Genomic DNA, 21927 nt, shown 5'->3' with positions numbered 1-21927 from the left:
TGGCAGATGAACGAAGAGCGACGATCACGTTTCCCGAACCCGGGTCCCCATGCGTAGGCGCGCTGTTAACCATCCGTTGCGATCGAGTTGGGCCGGTCAACGGAATCGATTTCTAGCGTCCTCGGTGTGCCATCACCTACCAGCGAGGCCGAACGCGGGACCCCCCGGGTCGCCGTGCTCGCCGACTCCGACACCCGGTGGAAATGGGGCGCGCTCACCGCCCGCCGCATCGCCCCCGAGGCCCCCGCGCCGACCGGCTTCCTGCTGCGCGGCCGGGCCACCCCCACCGCCCGCCAGCTTGCCGAGATCGGCGCCGAGGCGACGGCGCCACGCGAGGTGACCGGCACCGAATTCCTGCGGGCCGTCGTGGCCGAGGGATACGACGTGATCGTCCTCGCCCTGGTCGGCGGCGGTGTCCAGGCCATGCTCCACGGTCTGGCCGCGCTCGCCCCCGACCCCCGTCCCGTCGTGGTCACCGGCTATGTCGGGGTGGTGTACGAGAAGCTCGCCGACGGGCTGCTGCTGCGCCATGGCGCCGATCTCGTCCTCGCCAACTCCCGTCAGGACGCGGAGCGCTTCCGTGCGGTGTACGAGGGGGTCGGCGCCGATCCGTCCCCCGTGGCCGAGGCCGCGCTGCCGTTCCTCGGCGGTGACCCCTACCGGCCCGAGGCCGGCCGGGACACCCTGTGCTTCGCCACCCAGCCCTCCGTCCCCGCGAGCCGCGCCGACCGCTCGTACATCCTGGAACGGCTCATCGGGCACGCCCGGCTGCACCCCGGCCGTGAGGTGCTGGTCAAGCTGCGCTCCCGCCCCGGTGAGCACACCACCCACCTCGAAGAACTCCCGTACCAGCGGCTCGCCGCCCGGATCCCCGGCGGTCCGCCGCCCAACCTCCGACTGGTCCACGGCCATATGGGCGAGGTACTGGACCGGACCGATCTGCTGGTCACCCTCTCCTCCACGGCCGCCCTGGAGGCCCTGCACCGGGGCATCCCCACCGCCGTCCTCACCGATCTCGGCATCCGTGAGGCCCATGGCAACCACCACTTCATCGGCTCCGGGCTGCTCACCAGCTTCGACCGGCTGGACGCCGGGCACCGGCCGGTGCCCGATCCGCGCTGGCTGGCGCTCCAGGGGGTGGCGGCCGACGGGCGGTACGCCACCGCCTTCGACACCGTCCGGGAGCGGCTGACCCGGCTCCTCGCGGGCCCGCCGCTGCCGCCGATCCGGCCGTACTACACGCTCACCAGCGCACCCGGCTATCTCCCCGGGATACTCGCCCGCCACCGGCTCGCCCCCGACGGCACCCCACTGCCCGGCCCGGAGACGGCGGGAGCGGCGGGGGACACCGCGCCCGGGAACGGGGTGCGCCGGGTGATGCGCGAGGCGGTACGGGGGGCCGCGCGCGGCGCGTACCGGCAGGGCGTCCAGCGGGTCGCGCCCGTCATCCGCCGGATGGGCGAGCTGTGACCCCGCCCCCGGCCCCCGATCCGGGCCATACGGACCCCGTACCGAACGACTCCGTGCCGACCGGTCCCGTACCGAACGACTCCGTACCGACCATCTCAGGAGAGCAGCGCATGACCGTCCTCGCCGTGATCCCCGCCCGGGGCGGCTCCCAGGGCGTCCCCGGCAAGAACCTCGCACCCGTGGGGGGCGTCCCCCTGGTGGCCAGGGCGGTACGGGAGTGCCTCGCCGCCGGGCCCGTCACCGATGTCGTGGTCACCACCGACGACCCCGGGATCGCCGCCGCCGCCCGCGAGGCGGGCGCCTTGGCGGTGATCCGGCCCGCCGCGCTCGCGGGCCCCACCGCGACCAGCGAGTCGGCGGTGCTGCACGCGCTGGACACCTTCGAGGAGTTGCGCGGCACCCGGGTGGACACGGTCCTCCTGGTGCAGTGCACCAGCCCCTTCCTCACCCGCGAGGACGTGGCGGGCGTGGCCGCCGCCGTGGCGGAGGGCGGCGCCGACACCGCCGTGACCGTGGCCCCCTTCCACGGCTTCGTCTGGCGCGCGGCCCCGGGAGACAACGGCGGGGGCGGTACGGGGGATACGGGCGGTACGGGGGTCAACCACGATCCCGCCGTCCGGCCCCGCCGCCAGGACCGGCCCCAGGACTATCTGGAGACCGGCGCCGCCTACGCCATGGACGCCCGGGGCTTCCGGACCGCCCGGCACCGCTTCTTCGGCCGGACCGCCCTCGTCCGCACCGACCCCGCCCGGGTGCTGGAGATCGACGACCCGCACGATCTCGACCGGGCCCGCGCCCTCGCCCCGCTGCTGGACGCCGCCGGCCCGGCCGGTGCCCCCGCACTCCCCACCCGCGACGACATCGACGCCGTCGTCCTGGACTTCGACGGCACCCAGACCGACGACCGCGCCCAGATCGACGCCGACGGCCGGGAGACCGTCTCCGTCCACCGGGGCGACGGGCTCGGTATCGCCCGGCTCCGCGCGGCCGGTCTCGATCTGCTGATCCTCTCCACCGAACGGAACCCGGTGGTCGCCGCCCGGGGGCGCAAGCTCCACATCCCCGTACTCCAGGGCATCGACCGCAAGGACCTGGCCCTCAAGGAGTGGTGCGCGGAGCGGGGCATCGACCCCGGGCGGGTCCTCTACGCGGGCAACGACGTCAACGATCTGCCCTGCTTCGGCCTGGTCGGCTGGCCCGTCGCGGTCGCCGACGCCCATGCGCCGGTACGGGCGGCGGCCCGCGCGGTCACCGTCACCCCCGGCGGCCGGGGCGCGGTCCGGGAGATCGCCGGATGGCTGCTCGGCCCCTCCCTCACCCCGCACCCCTGACCACCCACACCCTCCCCGAAACCCCTCATCACGTAAGGAACCACCCCATGAGCACCTCCCGTCTGCGCACCCTCGGCACCCGGACCGCCGGACCCGGCCGCCCCGTCTATGTCACCGGCGAGATCGGCATCAACCACAACGGCGACCTGGACAACGCCCTCGCCCTCATCGACGCCGCCGTCGAGGCCGGCTGCGACGCCGTCAAGTTCCAGAAGCGCACCCCGGAGATCTGCACCCCGCGCGACCAGTGGGACATCGAGCGCGACACCCCCTGGGGCCGCATGACCTACATCGACTACCGCCACCGCGTCGAGTTCGGCGAGGAGGAGTACCGCCGGATCGACGCCTACTGCGCCCAGCGCGGCATCGACTGGTTCGCCTCCCCGTGGGACACCGAGGCCGTCGCCTTCCTGGAGAAGTTCGACGTACCCGCCCACAAGGTGGCCTCCGCCTCCCTCACCGACGACGAGCTGCTGCGGGCGCTGCGCGCCACCGGCCGGACCGTCATCCTCTCCACCGGGATGTCCACCCCACGCCAGATCCGCCACGCGGTGGAGGTGCTGGGCAGCGACAACATCGTCCTCTGCCACGCCACCTCGACCTACCCCGCCCGCGCCGAGGAGCTGAACCTCAACGTCATCCGGAGCCTCCAGGACGCCTACCCGAACGTCCCCATCGGCTACTCCGGCCATGAGACCGGGCTCCAGACCACCCTCGCCGCCGTCGCCCTCGGCGCGGTCTTCGTGGAGCGGCACATCACCCTCGACCGCGCGATGTGGGGCTCCGACCAGGCCGCCTCCGTCGAGCCGGGGGGCCTCGCCCGGCTGGTCCGGGACATCCGCACCATCGAGGCCGCCCTCGGGGACGGGGTGAAGCGGGTGTACGAGTCCGAGCAGGCCCCGATGCGCAAGCTCCGCCGGGTCACGGGCGTCGTCGCCGAAGCCGAAGCCGAAGCCGAAGCCGAAGCGGGAGCCGAAGCCGCAGTCGAAACCGGCGCCGACGACCGCGAGCCCGTCGCCGTCTGAACCCGGCCGTCACCCGTCCCGCCCCCCCCCGCCACCACGACGGGCCGGATGCCCGGCGGCCGACACCGGACATCCGGCCCCGCACACCCCCGTACCCCCGTACCCCCGCACACCCCCGTACACCCCGGTACGCCTTCCCCGTACCCCCGGGTCCCTGAGGCCCCGACCGCAGACGCCCTCCCCCAACGAGGTGATCCGCAGTGAATCTCGCCTTTGTCGAGAGCCCGGTCCAGCTCCTCAATGTCCTGGAATGGGCCCATACCCGGCCGTACGCCCCCGAGGCGGTGACCGTGGTGGTCCTCTCTCCCACCGACCCGCTCTCCCGGGGCCAGCTGCGCCGCATGGCCGAGCTGGCCCGCGACGAGGGCTTCACCGTCCGCTGGCAGGAGGCCAGAGGCGGGCCCACCGCCCCGCTGCGCACCGTGCGCGAGCTGGCGCCGATGCTCCGCAGCGCCGACCGGATCGTCGTCGGCGACCCCTTCTCGCGCTATGTACAGCTGCTGCTCACCCTCGCGGGCGACCAGGAGCTGACCGTGGTGGACGACGGCACCGCCACCATGGAGTTCGCCGCCCAGCTGGCCCGGGGCGAGCGGCTGGTGCGCTGGCACCGGCGCGGCACCGGCGGCGCCCGGGAGCGGCTGCTCGCCCCGGTGAGCCTGCTGGCCCGCCGCCGTCTCGCCCCCCGCCCCGGCCGCGAGGTGGAGGTCTTCACCGCGATGCCGCTGGGGACGGCGCCCGAGGGCATCACCGTCACCCCCAACCTCTTCGGCTGGACCCGGGCGCGCTTCGGGCCGCCCACCCTGCTCGCCGGGGCCGATCTGGTCGGCACATCGCTGGTGGAGACCGGGGTGGTGGACGACGCCCGGTACGCGGAGGCGGTCCGGCGGCTGGCCCGCGCCCAGGGCGCCCGGCGCTATTTCGCCCACCGCCGGGAGAGCCCCGGCAAGCTCCAGCGGCTCTCCCGGCTGACCGGTCTGGAGATCGTCCGGCCCGAGCTGCCCCTGGAGCTGGTGGCCCGCCGGGGCCCGGTCGCCGCCACCGTGCTCAGCTTCCCCTCCACCGTGGTGCACACCCTCCCGCTCGCCCTGGCCGGTACCGCCGTCGAGGTCGCCGTCTGCGACATCGCGCCGGAGTGGCTCACCGAGGGGGTCTCGCCCCGGGCCGAGGGCTTCCTCGCGGCGGTCACCGGCACCGCCCGGGGCGTCCAGCGGCTGCCCGCCCCGGCCTGAAGGGATCACGAAGCGGATCTGGAAGACATCTGAGGGAGACGGCCCCCGCCGCTGTTTCGGCGGAGGGCCGCCGCCCCGGCCACCGGCCCGCCCGGCGGCGCCGGTGAGGGGCGGGGTCCGTGCAGGTGGGGTACGTTCGAGAGGGCCGCGCAGTGTACCCATGGCGGCCTGTGATCATGCCCCTTCGTACGGTGTTTCTTTCCCCTATCGGATGGAACTTTTGTTGATCAGTGGCCAGTTGGCACCCGTCTGGGCCTACTCTTCAACAGGTGAACAAGCTGATGTCCCGCGAGCCCGCAACCGATCTGCCCGGGAGTGCCGCGCTGCCCGGCACGCTGTCCACCGCCCTGCGTGACGAGCTGATCGCCTTCCGCCGCGATCTGCATATGCACCCGGAGCTGGGCAACCAGGAGTTCCGTACCACCGCCGCCCTCAAGGCCCGCCTGGAGAAGGCCGGTCTGAGGCCGAGGGTCCTGTCCACCGGCACCGGGCTCATGTGTGACATCGGGGTACGCGACGGCACACCGGAGCTGCCGCTGTTCGCCCTGCGCGCGGACATCGACGCGCTGCCCATTCCGGACACCAAGACCGGGGTCGCGTACCGCTCCACCGTCCCGGACCGGGCCCATGCCTGTGGCCACGATGTGCACACCACCACCGTGCTCGGCGCCGGTCTGGTCCTCGCCGAGCTGGACCGTCAGGGGCTGCTGACCCGCCCGGTGCGGCTGATCTTCCAGCCCGCCGAGGAGGTGCTGCCCGGCGGTGCCACCGACAGCATCGAGTCCGGGGTGCTGGAGGGCGTCGGGAAGATCATCGCGGTGCACTGCGACCCCCGGGTGGACGCCGGGGTGATCGGACTGCGCGCGGGCGCCATCACCTCCGCCTGCGACCGGCTGGAGATCAGCCTGGACGGCCCCGGCGGCCACACCGCCCGCCCGCATCTCACCACCGATCTGGTGACCGCCGTGGCGAAGGTGGCCACCGAGGTCCCGGCCCTGCTCGCGCGCCGGGTGGACACCCGTGCGGGCCTCGCCGTCACCTGGGGCCGGATCGAGGCCGGGCACGCCTGCAATGTCATCCCGCAGCACGCCGAGCTGTCCGGCACCGTGCGCTGCCTGGACCTGCCCAGCTGGCGGGCCGCCCCCGACCTGGTGCACACCGCCATCGACGAGATCGCGCGGCTGTACGGGGCGAAGACCGAGATCACCTATGTACGGGGCGTTCCGCCCGTGGTCAACGACCCGGCCGTGGCCGAGCTGCTGCGCGAGGCCCAGACCGCCCGCCGGGGCGCCTCCGCGATCGAGGACACCGAGCAGAGCCTCGGCGGCGAGGACTTCTCCTGGTATCTGGAGCAGGTGCCGGGGGCGATGGCCCGGCTGGGGGTGCGCACCCCGGGGGACGACATCCAGCGGGATCTCCACCGGGGCGACTTCGATGTGGACGAGTACGCGATCGAGGTCGGGGTGGAGCTGTTCACGGCCGCCGCCCTGCTGGACGTCCCCCGGGACTGACCGCCTCCGCCGGCAGTGGACGGCCCCGCGCCCCGGGGCCGTCCGCCCGGCCCTCCGCCCGACCGGCCGGGGCCGTCCTCCCTGCCTCCCCCGGACCGGCCGCCCGCCGTGTCGACTACGGCCGGTGAGGGGTCCCCCGTACTGCCGTAGCCGTACCCGCCCCACCGCACCAGGTCGCCACGCGAGCCTGTACGCGACGATCCGATAACGACTCATGAACAGGGCTTTAACTGACATCTACGCGCGTTACGATCGCCGCAAAACCAGCGCCGGAAGAGGCGCTTTCGGTCAGTCTCGAAGGGACCCCTCCTCTTGCGCCGGGTATCCAAGATCACTGCCGCGTGCATCGCGACCGCGGCCCTCGCCTTTACCGCCACCGCCTGCGGGGAGTCCTCCACCGAGGACACCGGCTCCAGCAACGCCAGCGCGGACGCCAAGGGCAAGCTGAAGATCGGCATGGCCTACGACGTCGGCGGCCGTGGCGACAACTCCTTCAACGACTCCGCCGCCCGTGGCCTGGACAAGGCCAAGAGCGAGCTGGGCGCCGAGACCAAGGAGCTGACCGCCAAGCACGGCGAGACCCCCGCCGACCGTGAGGCGCGCCTCGCCTCGCTCGCCGAGAGCGGCTTCAGCCCCGTCATCGGTGTCGGCTTCGCCTACAAGGACTCGATCGACAAGGTCGCGCCCAAGTTCCCGAAGACCACCTTCGGTCTGGTGGACTCGGTCTCCGACGCCAAGAACGTCGACAGCATCGTCTTCACCGAGGAGCAGGGCTCCTACCTCGCCGGTGTCGCCGCCGCCCTGAAGTCGAAGGACGGCAAGGTCGGCTTCATCGGTGGTGTGGACCTCCCGCTGATCAAGAAGTTCGCGGCCGGCTTCGAGCAGGGCGTCCTGGAGACCAACCCGAAGGCGTCGGTCCAGATCCAGTACCTGACCACCGGTACGGACCTCTCCGGCTTCGGCAGCCCCGACAAGGGCAAGCACGCCGCCCAGGGCATGCTGGACAAGAACATCGACATCATCTACACCGCCGCCGGTGGCTCCGGCGCCGGCGCCATCGAGGCCGTCGCCGCCAAGAAGGGCGCGTGGGCCATCGGTGTCGACTCCGACCAGGCCAAGGACCCGGCCCTGTCGAAGTACGCCTCCTCGATCCTGACCTCGGTCGTGAAGAACGTCGACACCGGCGTCTTCGAGCTGGCCAAGTCCGTCAAGGACGGCAAGCCGCTGACCGGCGTCCACACCTACTCGCTCGCCGAGGACGGTGTCAGCCTCACCACCACGGGTGACCACCTCAAGGACATCCAGAGCAAGCTGGACGAGGCCAAGAAGAAGATCGTCGCGGGCGACATCAAGGTGAAGACCACCACCTGATCCACGCTGCCATCGGGGTCCGGATGTGCGGCCGAGCCGTCTCCGGGCCCCGACGCGCGTGCGGGATCTCGCTCCATACGTCCGGTTCTTCAACGATTCGGTGGCGCTACGCGCGTAGCTTCCGATCTACGCGGTAGTTTTCGCCACCGACCCGCCTCTGCTCCTCCGCTCCTGTCCTGGAGAGTGCGCCATCAAACCGTCCAGCAGTCCGCACGCCGTAGAGCTGCGCGGCATCACCAAGCGTTTCCCGGGTGTCGTGGCCAATCACGACATCGACATCACCGTCGCGCGCGGTACCGTCCATGCCCTTGTGGGTGAGAACGGCGCCGGCAAGTCCACCCTGATGAAGATCCTCTACGGCATGCAGAAGCCGGACGAGGGAACCATCACCATCGACGGCGAGCAGGTCTCCTTCCACAACCCCGGAGACGCCATCGCCCGCGGTATCGGCATGGTGCACCAGCACTTCATGCTCGCCGACTACCTCACGGTCCTGGAGAACGTCGTTCTCGGTTCCGAGAAGCTGTACGGGATCGGCGACCGGGCCCGCGCCAAGATCAAGGAGATCTCGGACGCGTACGGTCTCCAGGTGCGGCCCGACGCGATGGTCGAGGACCTTGGTGTCGCCGACCGCCAGCGGGTGGAGATCCTCAAGGTCCTCTACCGCGGCGCGCGCATCCTCATCCTGGACGAGCCCACCGCCGTGCTGGTGCCGCAGGAGGTCGACGCCCTCTTCGACAATCTGCGGGAGCTGAAGGCCGAGGGTCTGACCGTCATCTTCATCTCGCACAAGCTGGGCGAGGTGCTCTCGGTCGCCGATGACATCACCGTCATCCGCCGGGGCACCACGGTCGGCACCGCCGACCCCGCGACCACCACCCCCAAGCAGCTCGCCGAGCTGATGGTGGGCAGTGAGCTGCCCTCGCCGGAGACCCGCGAGTCCACCGTCACCGATGTCCCGATGCTCACCGTCGCGGATCTGCGGATGACGGCGACCGACCCCGACGGTGTCGTCCGCGCGGTCCTCGACGGCATCGACCTCACCATCCACAAGGGCGAGGTCCTCGGCATCGCCGGAGTGGAGGGCAACGGCCAGTCCGAGCTGGTCGAGGCGATCATGGGCATGCGCCCGCTGGACACCGGTGTCCTCACCCTCGACGGCACGGACATCGCCCAGCTGCCCACCCGCAGGCGCCGTGAGGACGGCATCGGGGTCATCCCCGAGGACCGCCACCGGCACGGTCTGCTCCTGGAGGCCCCCCTCTGGGAGAACCGCATCCTCGGCCATGTCACCGAGAAGCCCAACAGCAAGGGCGCCTTCCTCGACCTCAAGGCCGCCCGCGCCGACACCGAGCGGATCGTGCGCGAGTACGACGTGCGCACCCCCGGTATCGAGGTCACCGCGGCCTCGCTCTCCGGCGGCAACCAGCAGAAGCTGATCGTCGGCCGGGAGATGAGCCACAACCCCAAGCTGCTGATCGCGGCCCACCCCACCCGGGGTGTGGACGTCGGCGCGCAGGCCCAGATCTGGGACCAGATCCGGGCGGCCCGCCGGGAGGGCCTGGCGGTCCTGCTGATCTCCGCCGACCTCGATGAGCTGATCGGCCTCTCGGACACCCTGCGGGTGATGTACCGAGGCCGCCTGGTGGCGGACGCCGACCCCGCCACGATCACCCCGGAGGAGCTGGGCTCGGCCATGACCGGCGCGGCCACCGGCCATTTGGAACACCATTCCGACGGCACCGCAGACGGTGATGCCCCCCGGAACGGGGGAGAGGACCGATGAAGAAGTTCGACAAGGAGCGTCTGCTCCTGGGGATCGCCGCCCCGCTGCTCGCGATCGTCGTCGCCTTCCTGGTGACCGCGGTGGTGCTGCTGGCGACCGGCAAGGAGCCGTTCAACGCCTTCGGCATCATGTTCGACTACGGCATGAAGTCGGACAGCCAGGTCTACATCCTGAACAAGGCCACGACCTACTACCTCGCCGGTATCGCGGTCGCCGTCGGCTTCCGGATGAACCTGTTCAACATCGGTGTGGACGGTCAGTACCGGCTGGCGGCCTTCTTCGCCGCCGCCCTCGGTGGCGCGGTGACCCTGCCGGCCCCGTTCCAGATCCCGATGATCATCATCTGCGCCATGCTGGTCGGCGCGATGTGGGCCGGTATCGCCGGTCTCCTCAAGGTCACCCGGGGGGTCAGCGAGGTCGTCTCCACGATCATGCTGAACGCCATCGCCACCGCGATCATCGGCTACCTCCTCCAGGAGGGCCGCCTGGGCCATCTGGACAGCGCCGGGACCAAGGTCTCCACGAATCCGCTGCCCGAGTCCGCGCACTTCTTCGAGTTCCCGACCACGCCCGAGCCCGTCTGGGGCTTCATCGTGGTCGCCGTGATCGCGGGCGTCGGGTACTGGTTCACCCTCTCCCGTACCCGCTTCGGCTTCGATCTGCGCACCGTCGGCCAGTCCGGCTCGGCCGCGCAGGCCAGCGGTGTCAACGTCAAGCGCATGGTCGTCACCTCCATGCTGATCTCCGGCGCCATGGCCGGTCTGGTCGGTATGCCCACGCTCCTCAACGAGAGCTACGAGTACAGCGGCGACTTCCCGCTCGGTATCGGCTTCACCGGTATCGCCATCGCCCTCCTCGGCCGCAACCACCCCGTGGGCATCGCGCTCGGCGCGCTGCTCTGGGCCTTCCTGGAGCGCGGCAGCGGCCAGCTCGAATTCCAGGGCTACGACAAGGAGATCGTCGGCGTGATCCAGGGCGTGATCGTCCTGTGCGTCGTCATCGCCTACGAAGTGGTCCGCCGCTACGGCCTCAAGCTCCAGCAGCGGCAGGTCGGCGCCAAGCTCGCCGCCCAGGCCCGTAACTCCGACCAGAAGGAGGTGTCGGCGTGAGCGCCACGGCGACTTCCACTCCGCCGCCCTCCGCCCCCAAGGTGAGCGGTGGCAAGGGCGGCCGTGTCCGCCTCTCCTTCCCCGTCGTCCTGCTGATCATCGCGGGCGCGCTGCTGGCCCTGGCCGCGGTGCGGGCCATCACCGGCGCCCAGGACGTCACCTCCTCCGGCCAGATCAGCGCCGCGCTCGCGATGGCGGTGCCGATCGGTCTCGCCGGTCTCGGCGGTCTCTGGGCCGAGCGTGCGGGCATCGTCAACATCGGTCTCGAAGGCATGATGATCCTCGGCACCTTCTTCGGTGCCTGGGCCGGCTGGCAGACCAACCCCTGGATCGGTGTGCTCGCCGGTGTGCTGGGCGGCATGCTCGGCGGTCTGCTGCACGCGGTGGCCACGGTCACCTTCGGCGTGGACCACATCATCTCGGGTATCGCGATCAACATCCTGGCGCTGGGCTTCACCACCTACTTCGCCAAGCTCTGGTTCAACAGCGGCGAGGCGATGGCCAAGGGCGGCAGCCCCAAGCAGTCCCCGCCGTCGGACAGCATCACCACGGTCACCCTGCCCGGGGTCTCGGACTGGTTGAAGACGATCGAGAACCATGAGTGGTTCTTCGTCTCCGACCTCGCCGGGATCCTCGGCGGCCTGGTCACCAATGTCTCGCTGCTGACGATCGTGGCGGCGCTGCTCTTCGTCGCGACCTTCCTGGTGCTGTGGAAGACCGCCTTCGGTCTGCGGCTGCGCTCCTGCGGCGAGAACCCGATCGCGGCGGAGTCCCTCGGCGTCAATGTGTACAAGTACAAGTACATCGCCGTGATCATCTCCGGTGGTATGGCCGGCCTCGGCGGCGCCTTCCTCTCCCTGGTCACCTCGCACATCTACAACGAGGGCCAGACCGGCGGACGCGGCTACATCGGCCTCGCGGCGATGATCTTCGGTAACTGGCGGCCCGGCGGTCTCGCCATGGGCGCGGGGCTCTTCGGTTACGCCGACGCCCTCCAGCTCCGCAACGGCGGCCAGTCCGTCCACGCGCTGCTCCTGCTGCTCGTCGTGGTCCTCATCGGCCTGGCGATCTGGAAGTTCTACCGCAACAGCTACCTCCAGGCGGCCGTCAGCGCGGCCATCGGCGCCCTGGTCCTGGTCTGGTACCTGGGCACCGACACCGTGCCGACCGAGTTCGTGACCGCCACGCCGTATGTGGTGACGCTGCTGGTGCTGTCGCTCTCCGCGCAACGGCTGAGGATGCCCAAGGCGGACGGTATGCGGTACCGGAAGGGGCAGGGGAAGTGACCCCGCCCGGAGCCGAGCCGGCCGATGCCGCCGGCCGGCCCGGGGCCCACACGCCCCCGTCCGACCCGGCCGGGCCCGACCCGGCCGCCGACTGGGAGGCCCTGCGGGAGGCGGCACGCGCGGCGATGGCCCACGCGTACGCGCCCTACTCGGGCTTCGCGGTCGGTGCGGCGGCCCGGGTGGCCGACGGCCGGACGGTGACCGGCTGCAATGTCGAGAACGCCTCCTACGGCCTCTCGCTCTGCGCCGAGTGCGGTCTGGTCTCCCGGCTCCAGGCCACCGGCGGCGGCAGGCTGACCCACTTCACCTGCGTCGACGGCCAGGGTGCGAGCCTGGTGCCCTGTGGCCGCTGCCGTCAGCTGCTGTACGAGTTCGGGGGCGCCGAGCTGCTGCTCGACACCCCGGGCGGGATCGTGACCCTGGGGGAGCTGCTGCCCCAGCCGTTCGGCCCCGGCCATCTGGCGTGAGCCGACCGCCACGGCCCCTCCGCTCCGGAGGGGCCGTGGCCTTTGCCTTTCCATCTCTTACCCTCGGTCTCTACCGATCCCTATCGATCTCTGTCGATCTCTATGCGCGTAGAGAGCGCGAGCCGCGACTCTGGAGGAAACCCATGGACGTCATCTCCGTCATCCGCACCAAGCGGGACCGGGGCGAGCTGAGCCCCGAGCAGATCGACTGGGTCATCGACGCCTACACCCGGGGCGTGGTCGCCGACGAGCAGATGTCCGCCCTGGCGATGGCGATCCTGCTCAACGGCATGAACCGCACCGAGATCGCCCGCTGGACCGCGGCCATGATCGCCTCCGGTGAGCGGATGAACTTCGACACGCTCTCCCGTCCCACCGCCGACAAGCACTCCACCGGCGGGGTCGGCGACAAGATCACCCTGCCGCTCGCCCCGCTGGTCGCCGCGTGCGGCGCGGCCGTGCCGCAGCTCTCCGGCCGGGGCCTCGGCCACACCGGCGGCACCCTGGACAAGCTGGAGTCCATCCCCGGCTGGCGGGCGCTGCTGAGCAACGAGGAGATGCTGGACGTCCTCGACACCACCGGCGCGGTGATCTGCGCGGCGGGCGACGGGCTGGCCCCCGCCGACAAGAAGCTCTACGCGCTGCGCGATGTCACCGGCACGGTCGAGGCGATCCCGCTGATCGCCTCCTCCATCATGTCCAAGAAGATCGCCGAGGGCACCGGCTCCCTGGTGCTGGACGTCAAGGTCGGCTCCGGCGCCTTCATGAAGAACATCGAGGACGCCCGGGAGCTGGCCTCCACCATGGTCGCGCTGGGCACCGACAGCGGGGTGCGCACGGTGGCGCTCCTCACCGACATGGCGACCCCGCTCGGCCTCACCGCGGGCAACGCCCTGGAGGTCCGTGAGTCCGTCGAGGTCCTCGCGGGCGGCGGCCCGGCCGATGTGGTGGAGCTGACCCTGGCGCTCGCCCGGGAGATGCTGGACGCGGCCGGAATCAAGGACGCCGACCCGGCGAAGGCGCTCGCGGACGGCTCCGCGATGGACGTCTGGCGCCGGATGATCTCCGCCCAGGGCGGCGACCCGGACGCCGAGCTGCCCACCGCCCGGGAGCGCCATGTGATCACCGCCCCCGCCTCGGGTGTCCTCACCCGCCTCGACGCCTATGACATCGGCATCGCCGCCTGGCGCCTGGGCGCCGGCCGCGCCCGCAAGGAGGACCCGGTCCAGGCGGGCGCGGGCGTCGAACTCCACGCCAAGCCCGGCGACACCGTCACCGCGGGCACCCCCCTGCTGACCCTGCACACGGACACCCCGGAGAAGTTCGACTACGCCCTCGCCGCCCTGGGCTCGTCCTACGACATCGCCCCCGCCGGCACGGGCTTCACCCCCTCCCCGATCGTGCTGGACCGTATCGCCTGACCCTGCGTTTCCCGTACCGGCTCGCACGACCCGTACAGGTGAACGGGACCCGGCCCCGCGCCGGTCCCGTTCACCCCGGGTCGCACCGATGAGTCGGGGACGGCCCGCCGGTCTCAGGGGGCATGAGTGCTGACACCGCCGGGGAGACCGGCCCCCGATCTGTTCTGGTGATGCCCGCGCGGGTGGGGCTCGCGGATGTGCCGGGGCTGTGTGCGCGGCTGAGCGCGTTGTACGGGGGTGGCGCGCGGAGTGTGGTGTGCGATCTCGGGGCCGTGGAGCGGGCCGATCTCGCCGTGGTGGAGGCGCTGGCCAGGCTGCGGCTCACCGCGCGGCGGGCCGGGCGGGAGGTACGGGTGGTGAACGCGGGGAGCGGGATACGGGAGCTGCTCGCCCTGACGGGGCTCGGCTCCCTCGCCGAGCCCCCGGGGGCGTCCTAGGGTTTCCTAGCCGGCGGGCTCCAGCCGCAGCGGCAGGTCGAAGTGCGGGAAGAGCCGCGCGGTGTCCAGGAAGGAATGGATCCCGGCGACCCGCCCCTCGCGCAGATCCATCACCATCAGCGCCCAGGCGGTGTGACCCGGCAGGCCGTCCTCCGCCACGTGGTAGTGGGCGAAGGCGGGCATCCCATTGGCGGTCGTCGGCACCAGCCGGGAGCCGATACAGACCGAGCCGGTGCCCAGCAGCCAGCCCACGATGTTCTCGTGGCCCCGCAGCCACAGGTCGTACGGCGGCATGGAGAGGGTCGCGTCATCGTGCAGGACCCGCTTCAGGGCCTCCATGTCGTACCCCTCGAACGCGGCCACATACCGCTCCAGCAGCTTGCGCTGCTCCTCGTCCAGGGGGTCGGCGGGGTCGCTCCGCGCGGGCGGCGACTCCGCCAGGGTCGCCCGCGCCCGCTGGAGCGCGCTGTTGACCGCCGCCACCGAGGTGTCCAGGAGCTGTGCCACCTCGGACGCCTGCCAGGCCAGCACCTCGCGGAGGATCAGCACCGCCCGCTGCTTCGGCGGCAGATGCTGGAGGGCGGCGACAAAGGCCAGCCGGATGGTCTCCCGCTGCACCGCCCGCTCCGCCGGGTCCGCCACCGACGGCAGGATCCGCCCGTCGGGCACCGGCTCCAGCCAGGTCTCCTCCGGACGGGTCCGCAGCTGCGCCCGGTCGACCGGGGTGGGCGCGGACAGATCCATCGGGCGGGCCCGGCGGTTGCCCGCGTGCAGCATGTCGAGACAGACGTTCGTCGCGATGCGGTACAGCCAGGACCGCAGCGACGAACGCCCCTCGAACCCGTCCAGGCTCCGCCAGGCCCGTACCAGCGTGTCCTGGACCGCGTCCTCCGCCTCGAAGGACGAGCCGAGCATCCGGTAGCAGTACCCCGTCAGCTCCCGCCGGTACTTCTCCAACTCCGTGTCGAGGCCCTGCCCCGTCGCCGCGTCACCCATCGGGTCCACCCACCCCTGTCACCCCTGGCCGTCGAGCCACTACCGCTGTGGCGGGCAACCTACCGGAGCGGACCGGCCGCGGTGGCTCAGGTGCCGGGCTTCCGGCCGTAGACATACACGTCGTCGCCGTTCTTCAGCATGTTCCAGTAGGTCTTGGCATCCGAGGGACGCATATTGACGCACCCGGCCGACCCCGGCGGATTCCACATCGACTTGGTGGTCGAGTGGAACGCCTGCCCGCCGTCGAAGAACTGCGCGTACGGCATCGGCACGTCATAGATGGACGAGACATGGTCGATGTTCCGCCAGTAGATCTGCTTCAGCCCGCCACGGGTCTCCTCGCCGTCCCGTCCGGTCCGCACCGGCACCGGGCCGAACTTCAGCGTCCTGCCGTCCTGGATCCAGCTCAGCTGGCGGGTGAGGTCGACACAGGCGATCCGGCCCTTGTTCACCGGGCACTTGCCCGCCTTGTTGGGGTTCTTCCCGGCCGCGTCCTGCTGGATCATCGTGTTCATGACCTGCCAGGTGAGCGGGCCCGCGTAGCCGATCCCCGGGCTGATGCCGTGCTTCTGCTGGAAGGCCCGGATCGCCCGGCAGTCGGCCTTGGACTGCTTGCCGTCCACCGGGCGGCCCAGGAACTTCTCCACCTGCTTCTGATGCGGGCCCTTCTTCGCGTTGCACGCGGGCGCCGCGGCGGCCGGACCGGCGCCGATCGCCATCGTCAGCGGTACCAGCAGCCCGGTCAGACCGAGCAGCACACCCGCCCGGCGCGCCGATCTCCGTCCCTCACGTATCACGTTCCCCACCACTCTCAACTCCCCCTTCGCACACCGCTGGAGTGCGGTTGCTCACACCGTACGACGACGATACGGGACCCCCCGTTGTACGGGAAAATGTCTCGATCTCGCTACATCGCGGGCAGGTTGGCGGAAAATGGATCAGTGGATCGCCGATGTCGACGCCGCCGACGGCTCAGCGGGCCACCGGCACCGAGCCCGCCACCACCAGCGAGCGCCGCTCGGCGCGCGCCACCCGGGTGCCGTAGAGGGTGATCGAGACGACTCCGGCGACCGCCAGCAGCGCCAGCCCCACCGTCCCGGCCCAGCCGCCGGAGTGGAAGGCGATGGCCCCCAGGGTGCCGCCGACGCTGCTGCCCAGGTAGTACGCCGACTGGTAGAGCGCGGACGCCTGCGCCCGGCCGGTGGTGGCGGTACGGCTCACCGCCGCCGAGGCGACCGCGTGCCCGGCGAAGAAGCCCGCCGTGATCAGCACCAGACCGGCCAGCACCATCACCAGCTCGGTGGAGAGGGAGAGCAGCAGCCCCGCCGCCGTGGTGGTGACCGCCAGATAGAGCGCCCCGCGCCGGCCGAGCCGGTTCACCAGCCGCCCCGCCGCCGCCGAGGAGGCGGTACCGACGAGATAGACGAGGAAGACCGAGCCCACCACACCCTGTGCGAGACCGAACGGCTCCGCCACCAGCCGGTAGCCGATCACCGTGTAGACCGCGCCGAAGACGGTCATGAAGAGCGCGCCGATCGCGTACAGCCGCAGCAGCAGCGGATCCGACAGATGGCCGCGCACGGTCGCCGCCAGCGCCCGGGGGCTCAGCGTCCCGGCGGTGAAGTGCTGGGGCCTCGGGAGCAGCAGCCGGAAGGCGACCGCGCCCAGGAGCGCCAGCAGACCGACCGCGAGCAGCCCCGCCCGCCAGCCCCAGAGCTGGGACGCCCAGCCGGTGACGATCCGGCCGCTCATCCCGCCGACGCTGTTGCCCGCGACAAAGAGACCGATCGCGGCGACCAGCGCCTTGGGCCGCACCTCCTCGGCGAGATAGGCCATCGCGGAGGCGGGCAGCCCGGCCAGCGCCGCGCCCTGGAGGGCCCGCAGCGCCACCAGCCACTCCAGGCTCGGCGCGAAGGGCACCAGCAGCCCGAGGCCGACGGCGACGGTGAGGGAGAGCGTCATCATGGTGCGCCGCCCGTAGCGCTCGGAGAGCGCCGAGAGCGGCAGGACGAAGAGGGCCAGCGCGCCCGTCGCGGCCGAGACCGTCCAGCTCGCCGCCGACGCGCTCACGCCGTAGTCGGCGGAGATCGCGGGCAGCAGTGCCTGCGTGGAGTAGAGGAGGGCGAAGGCCGCCACACCGGCGGCGAAGAGCGCGAGGCTCATCCGGCGGTAGCCGGGGCGGCCCGGGGCGAGGAGGGAGGAAGCGGGGTCGGCGGCGGCGCCCACCGTGGTGGACGCCTTGGTACTGGCAGCAGGCATGCCACGAACGTACGACCGAACCTTTTCATGCGTCCAATGCATGGAATGCCGATAATCGTTCCCATGGTGCATGAACGCAGCTCACAGCCTCGGCTGTCACACGGCAGTTACGAAGAAGCAACCGAGGATTTCACCGAGGACACCGCACTGCTGCTGGTGCCGCGCCTCGCGTACTTCGCCGGGGTCGCCCGCCAGGAGCATGTGACCCGGGCCTCACTGGAGATGGGCGTCCCCCAGTCGACGCTCTCCCGGGCGATGGTCCGGCTGGAGCGCGATCTGGGGGTCGCCCTCTTCGCCCGCAGGGGCCGTACGGTCTCCCTCACCCCCGCCGGGCGCACCTTCCTCGGCGCCGTCGAACGGGCCCTCGCCGAGGTCGAGCGGGCCGCCGAGGTGGTCCGCGCCGACGCCGACCCGCGCGCCGGGAAGGTCGCCTTCGGCTTTCTGCACACCATGGGCTCGGAGACGGTCCCCGGGCTGCTGCGGGCCTTCCGTGCCGACCATCCGAAGGTCCGCTTCACCCTGGTGCAGAACTACGGCGAGGCGATGCTCGGCGGGCTGCGCTCCGGCGATCTCGACCTCTGTCTGACCTCTCCCGTCCCCGACGCCCCCGACCTGGTCGCCCGGCGCCTGGACGAACAGCGGCTGCGGCTCGTGGTCCCCGACGACCACCGGCTCGCCCGCCGCCGCAGGGTCCGGCTCGCCGAGGCCGCCGAGGACGTCTTCGTCACCCTGGAACCGGGGTACGGGCTGCGCCGGATCACCGACGATCTCTGCGCCCAGGCCGGATTCACCCCCAAGGTCGCCTTCGAGGGGGAGGAGGCCGAGACCCTGCGGGGGCTGGTCGCCGCCGGGCTCGGGGTCGCGCTGCTGCCCCCGCCGGCGGTGGCCCGGCCCGGGGTGGTGGAGCTGACGGTGACGGCGCCGAGGGCGGTACGGGAGATCGGGGTCGCCTGGCTGGACGGGCATCCCGACACCGCCCCCGTCGCCGCGTTCAAGAAGTTCCTGCTCTCCCGCCGGGGCCGGCTGCTCCCGGGCCTGCCGGAGTGACCCCCCGGGCCTCGCCGGGCCCGGAGGAGGGCCGTATCGGCCCGGGGTCACCGGCGGGTCAGGGCCGCAGCGACCGCCCGAACCCCGCCGCCAGCGGCATCCTCAGCCCCAGCGGCGGCGGCGCGGCCAGCGCGTCCGCGACCGGCCGGGCATAGGGGTGCGGAAAGAGCGACCCGAGGACGAAGTCCGTCGCCAGCGCCAGCACCTCCGCATGGTGCTGCCGCAGCGCGTTGCCGTCCGTGTGCACCTCGAAGCGGCATATGTTCCGGTTCACCTTCTTCGCCCGCTCGGCCAGCCGGTACGACAGATCCGGGGACGTCCGCTGGTCATTGGTGCCATGCACGATCAGCACCTGCCGCCCCACCAGCTGTTTCACCGGCTCCGGCGGTTCGTGCTCACCGGCGGGCAGCCAGGGCGCCAGCGCCAGGACCGACCCCACCGAGGCATGGTCCGCCGCCCGCAGCGCCGCCCGGCCGCCGAACCCGTGCCCGGCCAGACAGACCGGAACGTCCCCGTACCGCCGCACCACTTCCTCGGCCGCCTCGGTCGCGTCGGCCGCGAGCCGGGCCTCGGCGCCGTTCCACCCCCGTACCCGGTAGCGCACCGGGTGCACCACCAGACCGTAGGGGGAGCCCGCACGGGCCAGCGACCGGCCCAGCGGCAGCGACCGGCCCAGCGCCCAGCGGGACGGACCGCGCTCCGAGTCCGCCTCCCCGTCGGGCAGCAGCAGGACCACCCCGCCCACCATCGGGGCCCCGCCCGGCGGCGGAGCGCTCTGCCGGAAGGGCCGCCCCAGCCGCCCCGGGTCCACCCGCTCCCCCCGCCCTCCTGGTTCCAGCCGCTCCGCCCGCTCCCTCCGTTCCGTCCCGTCTGCGCCCGCCCGTCGCGCTTCCCGCGCCCGTGGCGATCCCTGCTCCTGACGACGCCCCCACCAGCGGGGCAGTGCACGGTCTGCCATGGCAGAACACTGGCAGAAGCGGAACGCCCAGCCACCCGTATGCGCGGGCATTGTTACGGAGCGCCCCAGGCCCCTTCTCCCCGGCGGGGCTAGAGTGCGCGAATGGAGACCAAGCCCCTGAACACCCCCACCGCGGAGCAGATCCGCCGTGCCCCGAAGGTGCTCCTCCACGACCATCTCGACGGCGGGCTGCGCCCCGGTACGGTCGTCGACCTCGCCCGGGCGGGCGGCTACACGGCGCTCCCCGAGACCGAGCCCGACCGGCTCGGGACGTGGTTCCACGACGCGGCCGACTCCGGCTCGCTGGAGCGCTATCTGGAGACCTTCGCCCATACCTGCGCCGTGATGCAGACCGCCGACGCGCTCTTCCGGGTCGCCGCCGAGTGCGCCGAGGACCTCGCCGAGGACGGGGTGGTGTACGCGGAGATCCGCTACGCCCCCGAACAGCATCTGGCGGGCGGGCTCACCCTCGAAGAGGTGGTGGCCGCGGTGAACGAGGGCTTCCGGGAGGGCGAGCGGCTGGCCCGCCAGGACGGCCGGCGCATCCGGGTCGGCGCCCTGCTCACCGCGATGCGGCACGCCGCCCGCTCCCTGGAGATCGCCGAACTCGCCAACCGCCACCGGGACGACGGCGTTGTCGGCTTCGACATCGCCGGGGCCGAGGCCGGCTATCCGCCCACCCGCCATCTGGACGCCTTCGAATACCTGAAGCGGGAGAACAACCACTTCACCATCCACGCGGGCGAGGCGTTCGGACTGCCGTCGATCTGGCAGGCGCTCCAGTGGTGCGGCGCCGACCGGCTCGGCCATGGCGTCCGTATCGTCGACGACATCACCGTCGACGACGACGGCACGGTCCGCCTGGGCCGGCTCGCCGCCTATGTGCGCGACAAGCGGATCCCGCTGGAACTCTGCCCCACCTCCAATATCCAGACCGGCGCCGTCGACTCCTACGCGGACCACCCCATCGGGCTGCTCCGCCGTCTCCATTTCCGGGCCACGGTCAACACCGACAACCGTCTGATGTCGGGGACCAGCATGTCCCAGGAGTTCGAGCGGCTGACCGAGGCGTTCGGATACTCGCTCGACGACATGCAGTGGTTCACCGTCAATGCCATGAAATCCGCGTTCATTCCTTTCGATGAACGGCTGGCCATGATCAATGATGTGATCAAGCCCGGATATGCGGAGCTGAAATCCGAATGGCTGTTCTCGCAGACCGTCGCGACCAGCGAATCCGCCCCCAGGGAAAGCTGACGGCGCCGGTAAAGGAAGAGGGGCGGAAGCACCGGAAGAGGTGAACGCCGCGCAGCTGCGGGGTGTTTGCCTCCCCGGCGGCGGTGTGCCTAGTTTACGGAGCCGCTGTTTCCCTTTCCGATGCCACGGCCGTCCCCTGTCATTCCCCTCATTCGCTGTCATTCGCTTTCCGAGGACATACTCCTGATGAAGCATTCTGCCGCCAGGTCCCTCGGCGCCGCCGCTCTCGGCGCCGCCTTCGCCGCCGCCGCCGCGGGCACCGCCTGCGCCGCCCCGCCGCCCGCCCCCTCCCTGGAGGAGGTCACCTCGCTCGACGCCGTCACCTCGGTGGTGCCGGTCCAGAAGGTCGTGAGCAAGCTCCCGGCCGGTGCCCCCCAGACCCTCCACGGGGTCCGCTCCAGCGCCCAGTCCGCCCTGGTGGAGGGCGCCTCCACGGTGCCCGGCACCCTCAGCACTGCCACCACCCGGGCGATGGCCCCCGGCGCCTCCCAGGAGGTGCTGAGCAGCCTGCTCGGCGGCCTCCCGGTGGGTGAGCTGGGCAAGCTCGCCCCCGCCCCGCTCAATCTGACCCCCCAGCTGAACACCGGGTCGCAGCCCGCCTGAGGGCGACCGGGCCCGTCCGCCGTCCCTTCCCCCTGTACGGCGGCCCGGCAGCGCCATGGGGCGCGCACCGATCTCCGGTGCGCGCCCCATGTGTGTGCGTCGGGCTACCAGGTCGTCCCGGCCGCCTTGGCCGCCCGGGCCGCCGCCTTGGCCTCGGACGGCAGCACCGCCCACAACACCCCGTACAGCAGGATCTGCGGGCCCGGCAGCAGACAGGACACCGCGAAGACCACCCTCACGGTGGCGGCGGAGGTGCCGAAGCGCCGGGCCAGCCCCGCGCACACCCCGCCGATCATGCGTCCCTCGCTGGGGCGGACAAGTGCGGACATGGTGTGCTCCTTCGTGAGCGGTGGACAGTGATCCG

At 71.8% G+C, this 21927-nt stretch carries 20 protein-coding genes; 15 read left to right on the top strand and 5 right to left on the bottom strand.

The features are described 5' to 3' along the window. The first annotated feature begins 126 nt into the window (after nucleotides 1-126). From ABT354_RS19205 to ABT354_RS19150, 12 genes are all read left to right on the top strand, one after another. Nucleotides 127-1470 (top strand): DUF6716 putative glycosyltransferase, encoded by a 1344-nt coding sequence (locus ABT354_RS19205; protein ID WP_351495201.1) that lies wholly within the window; start codon nucleotides 127-129, stop codon nucleotides 1468-1470. A gap of 110 nt (nucleotides 1471-1580) precedes the next feature. Continuing rightward, a complete protein-coding gene (locus tag ABT354_RS19200; RefSeq protein WP_351495199.1) occupies nucleotides 1581-2801 on the top strand; it encodes a cytidylyltransferase domain-containing protein in 1221 nt (406 codons plus the stop codon). Between the two features lie 47 nt (nucleotides 2802-2848). Continuing rightward, nucleotides 2849-3826, top strand: a complete 978-nt coding sequence (locus tag ABT354_RS19195) for an N-acetylneuraminate synthase family protein (RefSeq protein WP_351495197.1) — start codon at nucleotides 2849-2851, stop codon at nucleotides 3824-3826. 200 nt (nucleotides 3827-4026) lie between these two features. After that, nucleotides 4027-5055, top strand: a complete 1029-nt coding sequence (locus tag ABT354_RS19190) for a hypothetical protein (RefSeq protein ID WP_351495195.1) — start codon at nucleotides 4027-4029, stop codon at nucleotides 5053-5055. A gap of 281 nt (nucleotides 5056-5336) precedes the next feature. After that, nucleotides 5337-6566, top strand: a complete 1230-nt coding sequence (locus ABT354_RS19185) for an amidohydrolase (protein ID WP_351495270.1) — start codon at nucleotides 5337-5339, stop codon at nucleotides 6564-6566. 312 nt (nucleotides 6567-6878) lie between these two features. Next, nucleotides 6879-7937, top strand: a complete 1059-nt coding sequence (locus ABT354_RS19180) for a BMP family lipoprotein (RefSeq protein WP_351495193.1) — start codon at nucleotides 6879-6881, stop codon at nucleotides 7935-7937. Nucleotides 7938-8094: 157 nt separating this feature from the next. After that, complete coding sequence (locus ABT354_RS19175) at nucleotides 8095-9723, top strand: ABC transporter ATP-binding protein (RefSeq protein ID WP_351495268.1); 1629 nt, start codon at nucleotides 8095-8097, stop codon at nucleotides 9721-9723. Continuing rightward, the gene (locus ABT354_RS19170) at nucleotides 9720-10832 is read left to right on the top strand and encodes an ABC transporter permease (protein WP_351495191.1); all 1113 of its coding nucleotides are present in this window, start codon (nucleotides 9720-9722) and stop codon (nucleotides 10830-10832) included. The genes ABT354_RS19175 and ABT354_RS19170 overlap by 4 nt, the downstream gene beginning before the upstream one ends. Continuing rightward, nucleotides 10829-12118, top strand: coding sequence for an ABC transporter permease (locus ABT354_RS19165; protein WP_351495189.1), 1290 nt, complete (start codon nucleotides 10829-10831; stop codon nucleotides 12116-12118). Before ABT354_RS19170 ends, ABT354_RS19165 begins: the two co-directional genes overlap by 4 nt. Further along, nucleotides 12115-12585 carry a cytidine deaminase gene (locus ABT354_RS19160; RefSeq protein WP_351495187.1) on the top strand — a complete coding sequence of 157 codons (471 nt, stop codon included), beginning with the start codon at nucleotides 12115-12117 and terminating at the stop codon, nucleotides 12583-12585. Before ABT354_RS19165 ends, ABT354_RS19160 begins: the two co-directional genes overlap by 4 nt. 143 nt (nucleotides 12586-12728) lie before the next feature. Then, nucleotides 12729-14006: a thymidine phosphorylase gene (locus ABT354_RS19155; RefSeq protein ID WP_351495185.1), complete on the top strand. Its 1278-nt coding sequence runs from the start codon at nucleotides 12729-12731 to the stop codon at nucleotides 14004-14006. Between the two features lie 122 nt (nucleotides 14007-14128). After that, entirely contained in the window at nucleotides 14129-14443 is a 315-nt protein-coding gene (locus ABT354_RS19150; RefSeq protein ID WP_351495183.1) for an STAS domain-containing protein, read from the top strand. A gap of 6 nt (nucleotides 14444-14449) precedes the next feature. On the opposite strand, the gene ABT354_RS19145 is transcribed toward ABT354_RS19150, so the two are convergent. From ABT354_RS19145 to ABT354_RS19135, 3 genes are all read right to left on the bottom strand, one after another. After that, nucleotides 14450-15439, bottom strand: coding sequence for a sigma-70 family RNA polymerase sigma factor (locus ABT354_RS19145; protein WP_351495181.1), 990 nt, complete (start codon nucleotides 15437-15439; stop codon nucleotides 14450-14452). An 86-nt stretch (nucleotides 15440-15525) separates the two neighbouring features. Further along, nucleotides 15526-16158, bottom strand: a complete 633-nt coding sequence (locus ABT354_RS19140; RefSeq protein WP_351495266.1) for a L,D-transpeptidase family protein — start codon at nucleotides 16156-16158, stop codon at nucleotides 15526-15528. A gap of 253 nt (nucleotides 16159-16411) precedes the next feature. Beyond that, nucleotides 16412-17698 carry an MFS transporter gene (locus ABT354_RS19135; protein WP_351495179.1) on the bottom strand — a complete coding sequence of 429 codons (1287 nt, stop codon included), beginning with the start codon at nucleotides 17696-17698 and terminating at the stop codon, nucleotides 16412-16414. 63 nt (nucleotides 17699-17761) lie between these two features. On the opposite strand from ABT354_RS19135, the gene ABT354_RS19130 reads away from it, so the two are divergent. After that, entirely contained in the window at nucleotides 17762-18745 is a 984-nt protein-coding gene (locus ABT354_RS19130) for a LysR family transcriptional regulator (RefSeq protein ID WP_351495177.1), read from the top strand. Nucleotides 18746-18803: 58 nt separating this feature from the next. On the opposite strand, the gene ABT354_RS19125 is transcribed toward ABT354_RS19130, so the two are convergent. Continuing rightward, a complete protein-coding gene (locus ABT354_RS19125; protein WP_351495264.1) occupies nucleotides 18804-19493 on the bottom strand; it encodes a dienelactone hydrolase family protein in 690 nt (229 codons plus the stop codon). A gap of 312 nt (nucleotides 19494-19805) precedes the next feature. Between ABT354_RS19125 and ABT354_RS19120 the strand changes: the two genes are divergently transcribed. Together ABT354_RS19120 and ABT354_RS19115 are read left to right on the top strand one after the other, a co-directional pair. Further along, nucleotides 19806-20960 (top strand): adenosine deaminase, encoded by a 1155-nt coding sequence (locus ABT354_RS19120; RefSeq protein ID WP_351495175.1) that lies wholly within the window; start codon nucleotides 19806-19808, stop codon nucleotides 20958-20960. Nucleotides 20961-21146: 186 nt separating this feature from the next. Beyond that, the gene (locus ABT354_RS19115) at nucleotides 21147-21563 is read left to right on the top strand and encodes a hypothetical protein (protein WP_351495173.1); all 417 of its coding nucleotides are present in this window, start codon (nucleotides 21147-21149) and stop codon (nucleotides 21561-21563) included. Nucleotides 21564-21667: 104 nt separating this feature from the next. Here the strand turns inward: ABT354_RS19115 and ABT354_RS19110 are convergent, their stop codons facing one another. Beyond that, nucleotides 21668-21892, bottom strand: a complete 225-nt coding sequence (locus ABT354_RS19110; protein ID WP_351495171.1) for a PspC domain-containing protein — start codon at nucleotides 21890-21892, stop codon at nucleotides 21668-21670. Nucleotides 21893-21927 lie beyond the last annotated feature (35 nt).

Origin of the sequence: Streptomyces sp. NPDC000594 (assembly GCF_040299965.1) — a bacterium.
In the GTDB taxonomy this organism is placed as follows: domain Bacteria; phylum Actinomycetota; class Actinomycetes; order Streptomycetales; family Streptomycetaceae; genus Streptomyces.
Note: the sequence above shows the minus strand (reverse complement) of the source record. Positions and strands in the feature narration are given on the sequence as shown.